We start from the raw sequence: 11,937 nt of genomic DNA, 5'->3' as shown, positions 1-11,937 counted from the left end.
AATCAATGGTTTTGCGGACAGCGGATAGACAGGGAATGTGTTAAAAACTGAATACGCACACAAACGGCGTTACCTTAACCCCTTTGGGGGAGAAAGTAACGCCGTTTTTTTATGCCCGCAGGAAAGGAGGTGCAGCCGGAATGTATTTCACAAAGGGCAAGCAGCGGGCGTTTGAATTGCTCATGCAGCAGAAGCCGGGATTTGACCGCTATCAATCCGGTTGTGCCGGAGATGATGAAGATTGCGGCACTTGCCGTTTCTACCGCCCCGGGTGGAAATATGAGTTTTGCGTTTTCAAAGAGTGTCCCTATTGCCCCGGCAAAAGGACGCGGAAAACGCACGCCAGCATGGACAAATAGACGGGCAAAAGCCCTTGTGCCATGCGGCTTTGCAGACGCGAAAACGGCAAAGGGCATATTGCAATACCAAAACAGCCGAAAACGGCTTTCTAATTGTCCACGCATACCAAGAGAGGAAGTGAGGAAATATGGCAGTTTTCAGAGTGGAGCGAAATACGGGATATACCGTTATGAGCAACCACCACTTGCGAAACAAGGAATTGTCCTTAAAGGCAAAGGGCTTGTTGTCGCAAATGCTTTCGCTGCCCGAAGATTGGGATTATACCCTTGCGGGCTTATCCCATATCAACCGGGAGAAGATCGACGCAATCCGCGAAGCGGTAAAGGAACTCGAAAAAGCCGGATATATCGTGCGCAGCCGGGAGCGCGACGAAAAGGGACGCTTGCGGGGCGCAGATTACGTCATATACGAGCAGCCGCAGCCGCGAGAGCCGGAAGCAGCTACCAGCGGCGGACAGCCGCCTATATTGGATTTACCTACATTGGAAAATCCAACATTGGATAATCCAACGTTGGAAAAACCTACGCAGGAAAAACCTACGTTGGAAAATCCAACGCAATTAAATAAAGATATATTAAGTAAAGAACAATCAATTACTGATTTATCAAGTACCGATTCCATTCCTTTCCATTCCCTAAACCCCTTGCCCTTTGCGCATGGCGAAGCGGCTACGCCGCCGGAAAGGAAAAGAACGGAAGCGAAAAGCAATAGCGCAGTAGAGATTTACAGGGAGATTATCAAGGACAATATCGAATACGACCATCTCATTCAAAACTGCAAAATTGACAAAGACCGTTTGGACGAGATTGTTGACCTTATGCTGGAAACCGTCTGCACAGCCCGAAAGACAATCCGTATTGCCGGGGACGACTACCCCGCCGAATTGGTGAAATCCAAGTTTTTGAAGCTGAACAGCAGCCATATTGAGTTTGTTTTGGATTGCATGAGGGAGAACACAACCAAAGTGCGCAACATCAAGCAGTATCTAAAAGCGGTGCTGTTCAACGCGCCGAGTACCATTGACAGCTACTATACCGCCCTTGTCAATCACGACTTATACGGCGGCGAATGAGCATAGCCGCACTTTACCGGGAAAGGAGTTGATACCTTGCAGGAGGAAGTAACCCAAAAAACGATTGCCCTATACGTCAAAGTGGGAAAAGGCGCGGCGCGGCTTACCGAACAGGCGTTACAGAAAGCAATCCAAAAGTTTTTGGAGCAGAAAAGCAAACCCGCGCATGGGAAACAGACCATGCGGCAGCTTATGAAGCAGAACGCGGGTGTTTCCAACATCGAGATCACCGACAGCAATATTAAAGCCTTTGAGAGTACGGCGAAGAAATACAACATAGATTTTTCGCTAAAAAAGGTTAAGGGCGAGCAGACCCGTTACCTTGTGTTTTTCAAAGGCCGGGACGCGGACGTTATGACCGCAGCGTTTCAAGAGTTTTCCGCAAAGAAGCTGAACCGGGAGAAAAAGCCCTCTATCCGCAAAGCCCTTGCCGCTGCAAAGGACAAGGCGAAGCAGCTTAACGCCGCCCGCGACAAGGTAAAGAAAATGGACAGGGGGCGCGAGATATGAAGCAGATCAACTACAAAAAGCTGATACTTCCGAATATCCCCTATGTGTTCTTTGTCTATCTCTTTGATAAAGTCGGACAGGCGGTGCGGCTTGCCCCCGGCGCGGATATTTCTGCAAAGATACTGAATATCACACAAGGATTTTCCGCAGCCTTTGAAAACGCCTTGCCGAGCGTTTACCCGTTGGATTTGCTTGTCGGCATTGTCGGTGCGGTGATTATCCGCTTGATAGTCTATGTCAAAGGGAAAAACGCGAAGAAATACCGCAAGGGCGCGGAGTACGGCTCTGCCCGATGGGGAAACGCCGAAGATATAAAGCCCTACATAGACCCGGATTTCCAAAACAACATCATTTTGACGCAGACGGAACGGCTTACCATGAACAGCCGCCCGAAGCAGCCGAAGTACGCGAGAAATAAGAACGTCGTCGTGATCGGCGGCAGCGGCAGCGGAAAAACAAGATTTTTTGTCAAACCTAATCTAATGCAGCTTCATTCCTCTTACGTCTTAACCGACCCGAAAGGTACGGTTTTGATTGAGTGCGGGAAGCTGCTGCAACGGGCGGGCTACCGCATTAAGGTACTGAATACGATTAACTTCAAAAAATCTATGCACTACAACCCCTTTGTGTATATCCGCAGCGAGAAAGATATTTTGAAGCTGGTAAATACGTTGATAGCGAATACCAAAGGTGAGGGAGAAAAAAGCGCGGAGGATTTTTGGGTAAAGGCAGAACGGCTTTTGTATTGCGCGTTGGTGGGCTACATCTGGTACGAAGCCCCCGCCGAGGAAATGAACTTTATTACCCTGTTGGAACTTATCAACGCCAGCGAAGCCCGCGAGGACGACGAGGAATATCAAAGCCCCGTCGATTTGCTGTTTGCCGACTTGGAAGAACGCGACCCCGACCATTTCGCGGTGAAGCAGTACCGAAAATATAAATTGGCGGCGGGCAAAACCGCAAAATCAATCCTCATTTCTTGCGGTGCGAGGCTCGCTCCTTTTGATATAAAGGAATTGCGCGATCTTATGTCCTACGACGAATTAGAACTTGACACGTTAGGCGACAGAAAAACAGCTTTGTTTTTGATTATGAGCGATACGGACAGCACGTTTAATTTTGTTATCGCTATGCTGCAATCGCAGTTATTTAATCTCTTGTGCGACAAGGCCGACGACGAATACGGCGGCAAGCTGCCGGTTCATGTTCGCTGCCTGTTAGACGAGTTTGCAAACATTGGACAAATCCCGCAGTTTGAAAAATTGATTGCCACAATCCGCAGCCGGGAAATCTCGGCTTCTATCATTCTGCAATCGCAGAGCCAGCTAAAAGCCATTTACAAGGACGCGGCAGAAATCATACTTGACAATGCCGACAGCACCTTGTTTTTGGGAGGGCGCGGGAAAAATGCAAAGGATATTTCGGAGAACTTGGGACGTGAAACAATCGACAGTTTCAACACTTCCGAAAATCGCGGCACGCAGGTTTCTCATGGCCTCAATTATCAGAAATTGGGAAAGGAGTTGATGACACAGGACGAAATCGCAGTTATGGACGGAGGAAAATGTATTTTGCAGTTGCGCGGCGTGCGCCCCTTTTTCAGCGATAAGTACGATATAACGCAGCACCCGAACTACAAATACCTTTCCGACTTCGACAAGAAAAACGCTTTTGACGTTGAACGGTATATGTCCACCCGTCCGGCAATCGTAAAGCCCGACGAACCCTTTGACATATACGAAATAGATTTGTCCGACGAGGACGCAGCCGCCGAATAAAAACGGCGGCATTTTTATTTCCAACAACATTTTTTGAGCCGTTTTAGCGGCAGAAAGCGAGGTTTATATGGATTTTTTCAACAGCGCAGTTGACGTATTGCAGACTTTGGTAATCGCGCTTGGCGCAGGACTTGGCATTTGGGGCGGCATTAACCTCATGGAGGGGTACGGCAACGATAACCCCGGCGCGAAGTCGCAGGGCATGAAACAGTTGATGGCGGGCGGCGGCGTTGCCCTTATCGGCCTTACCCTTGTCCCGCTGCTCTCCGGCCTGTTTGGATAATGCCACAAACTAACACTACCCGCCGCGCTCTCCCGCTTCACGCGGGAGGGCGCGGGAAAGGAGGGATTAGCTTTTGATATGGCAGATGATTGAAGATTGGTTTCGCGGCATTTTGACAGACGGAATACTCTCTAATCTCTCCGGGCTGTTCGACAGCGTAAATACAGAGGTTGGAGAAATCGCAACGCAAGTCGGCACAACCCCCGCCGGGTGGAACGCGGGCATATTCAATATGATACGCAGCCTATCGGAAAACGTCATTGTGCCGATTGCGGGCGTTATCATTACCTTTGTCATGTGCTACGAACTAATCCAGCTTGTAATTGAGAAAAACAATCTGCACGATCTCGACACTTGGATTTTCTTCAAGTGGATTTTCAAAACCTTTGTTGCGGTGCTGCTGGTAACAAATACTTGGAACATCGTCATGGGCGTATTTGACATTACACAGAGCGTCGTCAACGACAGCGCGGGCGTTATCATATCCGACACAAGCATAGATATTGCAACCGTTATCACCGATATAGAAGCAAAGCTGGACGCTATGAGCGTCGGCGGGCTTTTGGGGCTATGGTTTCAATCACTCTTTGTGGGGCTTACCATGAAAGCGTTGTCTATCTGTATCATGCTGGTGGTGTACGGGCGCATGATTGAAATATACCTTGTAACGAGTATCGCCCCTATCCCCGTTGCGACAATGGTAAATCGTGAATGGGGCGGCATGGGACAGAACTACTTAAAATCCTTGCTTGCCCTCGGTTTTCAGGCTTTTCTAATTCTTGTGTGCGTCGGTATTTATGCGGTTTTGATACAGACAATCGCAGCAACCGATGACATATCCGGCGCGATCTGGTCTTGCATGGGCTATACCGTCCTCTTGTGTTTTACGCTTTTCAAAACGGGAAGCCTTGCAAAATCCGTATTCAGCGCGCATTAAGGGGGTGCAGATGAAGAAATACAAAATCATTTACGCCGATCCCCCTTGGAGATACGCGAGAAGCAAGGTACAGGGCGCAGCGGAAAAGCACTATCCCACTATGAGTATTGAGGAACTTTGCGCTTTACCCGTCAAAGAAATTGCGGATAAGGACTGTATTTTATTCCTATGGGCGACGTTCCCGCAGCTTAAAGAAGCGTTGCAGTTAATCAAGGCTTGGGGATTTACCTATAAATCCGTTGCCTTTGTATGGTTAAAGCAAAATCGGAAATCGCCCACTTGGTTTTATGGCTTGGGCTTTTGGACGCGAGGAAATGCGGAAATCTGCTTGCTTGCTACCAAAGGACACCCGAAGCGACAATCAAACAAGGTACATCAATTTATTATTTCCCCTGTTGAGCAGCACAGCAAAAAGCCGGATATAACGCGGGAAAAGATACTTGCCCTTATGGGCGACCTACCGCGTATTGAACTGTTTGCAAGGCAGCATACCCCTGGTTGGGACGTATGGGGAAATGAAATCAAAAGCGACATACGGTTTGCCGGAAAGGAGGTTTGAAATGGCGTATGTAACCGTCCCAAAGGATTTAACCAAAATCAAGAGCAAGGTAATGTTCAACCTTACCAAAAGACAATTACTCTGTTTCGGCGCGGCGGTGGCTATCGGGCTACCGCTATTCTTTTTGACAAAGGACAGCGCGGGAACGACAACGGCGGCTTTGTGCATGGTGCTTGCCATGCTGCCCATGTTCCTACTCGCTATGTACGAGAAGAACGGGCAACCGCTGGAAGTGATTATACGGCAATTTGTGGAAGTGAAGTTTCTTCGCCCCAAAGAGCGACCTTATCAGACCAACAATTTTTATACCGCCCTTGCGCGGCAGGAGCGATTAGATAAGGAGGTACGGGCGATTGTCAAAGGAAAAGGGAAAGACCCAAAACAAAAAGCGTAAACTTACGCGGCAGGAAAAGAAACAGATCGACGCGCTTATCCGGCAGTCAAAGGGCGACGGGAAGCCCCATACGGCGCAGGACAGCATACCGTTTGAACGAATGTATAAGGACGGGATTTGCCGCCTTGCAAACGGGCGGTATTCCAAGTGCATTGAGTTTGAAGATATTAACTATCAGCTTGCGCAGCCGGACGACAAGACCGCCATTTTTGAAGCCCTTTGCGATATGTATAACTCTTTTGACGCTTCTATCAGTGTGCAGCTTTCCTTAATCAGCCGCCATGCGAACAAGGAGGATTTCAAGAGCAGTATCACGATTGCCCCACAGAATGACGACTTTGACAGTATCAGAGCCGAATACACCGAAATGCTGCAAACACAGCTTGAACGCGGCAACAACGGGCTTATCAAGACAAAGTTTCTCACCTTTACCATTGAAGCAAAAGATATTAAATCGGCGCGGGCGCGGCTTGCCCGTATCGAAACGGACACCCTCAACCATTTTAAGGTGATCGGCGCGGCGGCGCGGGTATTGGACGGGAAGCAGCGGCTTGAAGTGCTGCATGGGCTTTTCCACCCGGACGGGGAACGCTTCAACTTTGCGTGGGAATGGCTACCCGTAAGCGGCCTTTCCGTCAAAGACTTTATTGCCCCGTCCTCTTTCCGTTTTGGCGACGGGCGAATGTTTCAAATGGGCGGGAAGTTTGGCGCGGTTTCCTTTTTGCAGATTGCCGCGCCGGAACTTTCAGACCGTATGCTTGCCGACTTCATGGAAGCGGAAAACGGGATTGTCGTCAATCTGCACATTCAGAGTATCGACCACAACGAAGCGATCAAGACGATCAAGCGGAAAATCACCGACCTTGACCGTATGAAAATCGAGGAACAGAAAAAGGCAATCCGCAGCGGCTACGATATGGATATAATTCCGTCCGACCTTGCCACCTACGGCGGCGAAGCGAAAAACCTTTTGCGGGATTTGCAGAGCCGGAACGAGCGAATGTTTTTGCTTACGCTGTTAGTTTTGAATGTGGCAGACACAAAGCAGAAATTGGACAACGACGTATTTCAGGCCGCAAGTATCGCACAGAAATACAACTGTATGCTCACCCGCCTTGACTACCGGCAGGAACAGGGGCTTATGTCCTCTATCCCATTGGGCGAAAACCTAATCCAAATCCAGCGGGGCTTGACGACTTCCAGCACCGCCATTTTCGTCCCCTTTACGGTACAAGAGCTGTTCCAAAGCGGCGAAGCGTTGTATTACGGCTTAAACGCATTATCGAATAACATGATTTTGTGCGACAGGAAAAGGCTGAAGAACCCTAACGGCTTGATACTCGGCACACCCGGCAGCGGCAAGAGTTTTTCGGCAAAGCGCGAGATCACCAACGCTTTTCTCATTACCGCAGACGATATTATCATTTGCGACCCGGAAGCGGAATATTACCCCCTTGTGGAACGGCTGAAAGGGCAGGTTATCAAGGTTTCGCAGAACAGCACGCAGTACATTAACCCGATGGATATAAACCTCAATTACAGCGAGGGCGACACGCCCATAGCCTTAAAGAGCGATTTTATCCTTTCCTTTTGCGAGTTGATTATGGGCGGCAAAAACGGGCTGGAAGCGGTTGAAAAGACTTTGATTGACCGCGCCGTTATCAGCGTGTACCGCAGCTACCTTGCAGACCCGAAGCCGGAGAATATGCCGATTTTGGGCGACCTCTACAATGAAATCAAGAAGCAGCCGGAAAAGGAAGCGCAGCGTATCGCGTCGGCATTGGAACTCTATGTAAATGGCAGTTTGAACGTGTTTAACCACCAAACAAACGTTGACATTCACAACCGCCTTGTCTGCTTTGATATTAAAGAACTCGGCACCCAGCTACGAAAACTCGGTATGCTCATTGTCCAAGATCAAGTTTGGAACAGAGTTACCATAAACCGCAGCGAAGGCAAGGCGACGCGGTACTATATCGACGAGTTTCATTTGCTGCTCAAAGAGGAACAGACCGCAGCGTACAGCGTTGAGATTTGGAAGCGTTTTAGAAAATGGGGCGGTATTCCGACAGGTATCACCCAAAACGTGAAAGATTTGTTATCGTCCCGCGAGGTGGAGAACATTTTTGAAAACAGCGATTTTGTGTATATGCTCAACCAAGCCCAGGGCGACAGGGAAATCCTTGCAAAGCAGCTTAACATTTCGCAGCAGCAAATGACCTATGTAACCCATTCCGACGCGGGCGAGGGGCTTATCTTCTATGGCAACGTGATTTTGCCCTTTATTGACCGTTTCCCGCAAGATACGGAACTCTATCGTGTAATGACGACCAAACCCGGCGAGGTGTCGGCATGAGGATAGAAATGGACAAAATCTATTGCGGCGACAGCTTGCAGGTGCTTCAAACCTTGCCGGAAAATGCAGTTGATTGTTGCGTAACGTCCCCACCCTACTATGCCTTGCGGGACTACGGCGCAGACGGGCAGATCGGACGGGAAGCAACGCCGGAGGAATATGTTTCCCGTATTACGGCGGTATTCCATGAGGTAAAGCGGGTGCTTACGCCGGAGGGTACTTGTTGGCTGAATATCGCGGACACTTATTGCGGCACAGGCAGCAAAGCCGACCACCAAGACCCCAAATACCCCAAAGGCAGGAACGGGCAGCAAGTGGCGTTTAACCACCGCGCCCCCGGCTGCAAGCCCAAAGATTTAATTGGTATTCCGTGGCTTGTAGCCCTCGCCTTGCGGGGCGACGGTTGGTATTTGCGCAGTTCTATCATTTGGCACAAAACAAACCCCATGCCGGAAAGCACGCGGGACAGGCCGACCCGCTGCTATGAATATGTGTTTCTGCTTACCAAGTCAAAGAAGTATTATTACGATTGGCAAGCAGTAGCCGAGCCGATAGCCCCCACAACGGCGGGGCGGCTGAAAAGCGGAGTTAGCAAAGGAAATAAGTATAACGTTACTGTTCCGGGGCAAAACCAACCGCAGAAAATCAACCGCCCCCGCGAAAAGGGCGCATACGCCGACGAGTTGATTTCTCCCGTCCGCAGCCGCCGCAACGTTTGGCAGATTAACAATGTCGGCTATCATGGCGGGCATTTCGCAGCGTTCCCGCCGAAACTTGCGGAAACGTGCATTTTGGCGGGCTGTCCCATCGGCGGGATTGTCCTTGACCCCTTTTTCGGCAGCGGCACTCCTTGACCCCTTTTTCGGCAGCGGCACGACGGGCATGGTAGCAAAACGGCTTAACCGCCGCTATATCGGCATTGAGTTAAACCCCGACTATTGCGAACTTGCAAAACAGCGGATTGGAGGTGATGAAGATTGAGCAAGGAACTGAAAGCCCCCGACAAGGTAACGCAAAAAATGACCCGCGACGGTGCGGTTGCGGAAAACCTCACGACGGGCGAAACGTCCAGTATCAGCGAAAGGCCGCAGGAAGAAAACTATTCAGCCCCCGCAGGGGTGGCAGCGGAAAAGGTTGTGCAGCATATCGGCGCAGAGATTGAGCGACACGCAGCAAAAGGCGCGGAGAAAAAAGCCCTTGACGCGACGCAGCCTAAAACCCATTCTTCCCGCTTGCAGTTTTCCGAAGCGGAACGGGCAACGCCGGAACTTCAAAAAGCGATCAAGAAATCGGATAAGGCGGCAGACTGTTTAGACGCAGCGCGGGCGGCTATCCCCAAGCAGACCAAAATCAAGAAAGAGCGCGTTTTTGACGAAGCGAAAGGCAAGGCAAAGACGCGCCTTTCCTTTGAAAAGACGGATAAGCCCCCAAACGGCAAGTTGCGGCATAACCCCTTATCCCGTCCGGCACAGGAGTTAAACAGTACCGTACATGGGAAAATCTACGAGGTAGAGAAAGAAAACGTCGGTGTGGAAAGCGGGCACCGGGTAGAACTTGCCGGAGAGAAAGCGGGCGGCATGGCGGCGCGGGCAGTTAAGGGCGGCATACGCCGCCATAAGCTGAAACCCTACCGGGCAGCGGCGGCAGCGGAAAAACAAGCGGTAAAGGCAAACGCAGATTTTCTCTATCAAAAGGCGTTGCACGATAACCCCGCGCTTGCGCACTCCAACCCCATTTCCCGTTTTTGGCAGAAGCAGCGCATTAAAAAGCAGTATGCAAAAACGCTGAAAGCGGGCGGCAAAGCGAAAAAAACCGCTGAAGCCACCGCAAAGGCGGCGAAGAAAACCGCGCAGGAAACCAAACGGGCGACGTTCTTTGTTGTCCGGCATTGGAAAGGCTGCTTGATTGTGGGCGGGATTGCCTTTATCGTGCTGCTGCTTTTCGGCGGGCTGTCCTCTTGCTCCCTCTTTGGCGGCAACAGCGGCAGCGGCTTGATTGCGTCGTCCTATCTCTCCGAGGACGCGGATATAACGGGCGCGGAAAGCGCGTATGCCGCTATGGAAGCCGAGTTACAAGATATGCTGGACAATATCGAAAGCGAATACCCCGGCTATGACGAATACCGGGTAAACGCGGACGAGATCGAGCATGACCCCTATGTGCTAATTTCTATCCTTTCCGCGTGGCATGAGGGCGTGTTTACACTCGATGAAGTGCAAAGCACCCTTGAAATGCTCTTTGAGAAACAGTATATCTTGACGGTCGAGGAAGAAGTACAGGTACGCTACCGCACCGAAACAAGGACGGACAGCGAGGGCAACCCCTATACGGTTGAAGTCCCCTATAACTATTACATTCTTCATGTGGATTTGGAAAACTTCAACCTCTCCCATGTCCCCGTTTACATCATGGGCGAAGAACAGCTATCCATGTACGCTATGTATATGTCGTCGCTGGGAAACAGACCCGACCTTTTCCCGCAATCCGGCTATGTGTCTAAATACTATGAAACCCCGCCCGCCGATTATGAAGTACCCGCCGCGCTGCTGGGTTCCGATGAAAAGTTTGCGCGGCTCATGGAGGAAGCAGATAAATACGTCGGTTTTCCCTATGTGTGGGGCGGCAGCACCCCGGAAACCTCTTTTGATTGCAGCGGCTTTGTGAGTTATGTGTTGACGAACAGCGGCCTATACAATACGGGCAGACTTGGGGCGCAAGGGCTTTACAACATCTCAACCCCTGTTTCTAACCCGCAGCCGGGGGATTTGGTGTTCTTTACGGGTACATACGACACCCCCGGCGTTTCCCATGTGGGGATTCATGTGGGCGAGGACGGGGACGGAAGCCCCGTCATGCTGCATTGTGGCGACCCTATCCAGTATTCAAAGCTGGACACCAGCTATTGGCAATCCCACTTTTACGCCTACGGGCGGTTAAATTACAATTAAAAGGAGTTGAAAAATGAATATTGTATCTTTTGGCGGCGGCACGAATAGTGCCGCCTTACTTATTGGCCTATACAAGCACAAAATCCCGATTGACCTTATCACCTTTGCCGATACGGGCGCGGAACACCCGCATACCTATCAATTTATCGAGATAATCAATCAATGGCTTGCGGAACACGGTATGCCGCAGATTACCGTTGTGCAGTATGTTGACCGCTACGGCAACCGCCTATCTCTTGAAACCGAGTGCTTGCGCTCTCATACGCTCCCGTCGATTGCCTACGGGCATAAGCGTTGTTCGCAGAAACACAAAATCGCACCGCAGGAAAAGTTTTGCAACCACTATGCGCCTTGCCGCGAAGTATGGCAGCGCGGCGAGAAAGTCAACCGCTATATCGGCTATGACGCGGGAGAAGTGAAACGGTATGAACATTCCCGCAAGTACAACGAAGCCGACAAAAAATATCATAACCGCTACCCCCTCATTGAAGAATGGGGCTGGAACAGGGACGATTGTATCCGGGAAATCAAAGCGGCAGGATTGCCGCAGCCGGGTAAATCGTCCTGTTTCTTTTGTCCGAGCATGAAGAAACAAGAGATTTTATATCTCAAAGAACACTATCCCGATCTATTTAACCGGGCGGCGACTTTGGAAGAAAACGCTATGCCCTATCTTAAAACCGTTAAGGGATTGGGGCGCAGCTATTCATGGAAAGAACAGTTTGGAAAGGAGTAAATGA

The 11,937-nt window shown here is 50.3% G+C and carries 13 protein-coding genes; 12 read left to right on the top strand and 1 reads right to left on the bottom strand.

Going from position 1 to position 11,937, the window contains the following annotated elements:
• Positions 1-74: 74 nt before the first annotated feature.
• On the bottom strand, positions 75-464 hold the full coding sequence (locus BQ5453_RS14470; protein ID WP_173018957.1) for a hypothetical protein: 390 nt from the start codon (positions 462-464) through the stop codon (positions 75-77).
• 65 nt (positions 465-529) lie between these two features.
• Here BQ5453_RS14470 and BQ5453_RS07015 point away from each other — a divergent pair, with 65 nt between their 5' ends.
• From BQ5453_RS07015 to BQ5453_RS06965, 12 genes are all read left to right on the top strand, one after another.
• The gene (locus tag BQ5453_RS07015) at positions 530-1,432 is read left to right on the top strand and encodes a DUF6017 domain-containing protein (RefSeq protein ID WP_441056734.1); all 903 of its coding nucleotides are present in this window, start codon (positions 530-532) and stop codon (positions 1,430-1,432) included.
• Positions 1,433-1,468: 36 nt separating this feature from the next.
• Positions 1,469-1,942: a PcfB family protein gene (locus BQ5453_RS07010; protein WP_002604484.1), complete on the top strand. Its 474-nt coding sequence runs from the start codon at positions 1,469-1,471 to the stop codon at positions 1,940-1,942.
• Entirely contained in the window at positions 1,939-3,720 is a 1,782-nt protein-coding gene (locus tag BQ5453_RS07005) for a VirD4-like conjugal transfer protein, CD1115 family (RefSeq protein WP_002604483.1), read from the top strand. Before BQ5453_RS07010 ends, BQ5453_RS07005 begins: the two co-directional genes overlap by 4 nt.
• A gap of 67 nt (positions 3,721-3,787) precedes the next feature.
• Positions 3,788-4,003 (top strand): Maff2 family mobile element protein, encoded by a 216-nt coding sequence (locus BQ5453_RS07000; protein ID WP_002604482.1) that lies wholly within the window; start codon positions 3,788-3,790, stop codon positions 4,001-4,003.
• An 85-nt stretch (positions 4,004-4,088) separates the two neighbouring features.
• On the top strand, positions 4,089-4,940 hold the full coding sequence (locus tag BQ5453_RS06995; protein ID WP_003502113.1) for a VirB6/TrbL-like conjugal transfer protein, CD1112 family: 852 nt from the start codon (positions 4,089-4,091) through the stop codon (positions 4,938-4,940).
• Between the two features lie 10 nt (positions 4,941-4,950).
• On the top strand, positions 4,951-5,499 hold the full coding sequence (locus BQ5453_RS06990; RefSeq protein ID WP_002604480.1) for an MT-A70 family methyltransferase: 549 nt from the start codon (positions 4,951-4,953) through the stop codon (positions 5,497-5,499).
• Positions 5,456-5,893, top strand: coding sequence for a PrgI family protein (locus tag BQ5453_RS06985; RefSeq protein ID WP_232305647.1), 438 nt, complete (start codon positions 5,456-5,458; stop codon positions 5,891-5,893). The genes BQ5453_RS06990 and BQ5453_RS06985 overlap by 44 nt, the downstream gene beginning before the upstream one ends.
• Complete coding sequence (locus BQ5453_RS06980; protein ID WP_002604478.1) at positions 5,853-8,249, top strand: VirB4-like conjugal transfer ATPase, CD1110 family; 2,397 nt, start codon at positions 5,853-5,855, stop codon at positions 8,247-8,249. Before BQ5453_RS06985 ends, BQ5453_RS06980 begins: the two co-directional genes overlap by 41 nt.
• 8 nt (positions 8,250-8,257) lie before the next feature.
• Positions 8,258-9,103 carry a DNA-methyltransferase gene (locus BQ5453_RS14575; protein WP_235860045.1) on the top strand — a complete coding sequence of 282 codons (846 nt, stop codon included), beginning with the start codon at positions 8,258-8,260 and terminating at the stop codon, positions 9,101-9,103.
• A complete protein-coding gene (locus BQ5453_RS14780; RefSeq protein WP_458692637.1) occupies positions 8,991-9,230 on the top strand; it encodes a DNA methyltransferase in 240 nt (79 codons plus the stop codon). The genes BQ5453_RS14575 and BQ5453_RS14780 overlap by 113 nt, the downstream gene beginning before the upstream one ends.
• Entirely contained in the window at positions 9,227-11,197 is a 1,971-nt protein-coding gene (locus BQ5453_RS06970) for a C40 family peptidase (RefSeq protein WP_071122644.1), read from the top strand. Before BQ5453_RS14780 ends, BQ5453_RS06970 begins: the two co-directional genes overlap by 4 nt.
• Positions 11,198-11,210: 13 nt before the next feature.
• Entirely contained in the window at positions 11,211-11,933 is a 723-nt protein-coding gene (locus tag BQ5453_RS06965) for a phosphoadenosine phosphosulfate reductase domain-containing protein (RefSeq protein WP_002604475.1), read from the top strand.
• Positions 11,934-11,937: the final 4 nt, after the last annotated feature.

The organism is Prevotellamassilia timonensis (assembly GCF_900106785.1).
GTDB lineage: Bacteria > Bacteroidota > Bacteroidia > Bacteroidales > Bacteroidaceae > Alloprevotella > Alloprevotella timonensis.
This window is presented reverse-complemented; position numbering and strand designations above follow the sequence as displayed.